Origin of the sequence: Chryseobacterium sp. SIMBA_028, assembly GCF_046535285.1 — a bacterium.
Taxonomy (GTDB): Bacteria; Bacteroidota; Bacteroidia; order Flavobacteriales; family Weeksellaceae; genus Chryseobacterium.
The window spans coordinates 1-257 of sequence record NZ_JAWRWZ010000523.1; the positions used below are offsets into that span (position 1 = coordinate 1).

Here is a 257-nt window from a genome sequence, read left to right on the forward strand (position 1 = left end):
TTTTTGATGTATTTTTAGGATTAATTGGATTTTATCCAAATTTTTATTTAATAATCAATTTCTGGCTGTAAGATTTCAACTCACCGGATTTTAAATTAATATAATAAACCCCTGCAGGAATTCCAGTAATATCAATGCTGTTATCACTGCTGATCTTCGCATTTTCAAGAACTTTTCTTCCCTCTGAACTTATAATTTCAGCAGAAATATTTTTATCTTTCAATCCACCAATGAAAACTTTTTTAGAAGCAGGATTC

1 protein-coding gene is annotated in these 257 nt (G+C 28.8%); it reads right to left on the minus strand.

The features are described 5' to 3' along the window. Window positions 1–43: 43 nt before the first annotated feature. On the minus strand, window positions 44–257 hold a 214-nt coding region (locus tag SCA31_RS24350), incomplete at its 5' end, for a T9SS type A sorting domain-containing protein (RefSeq protein WP_410699552.1).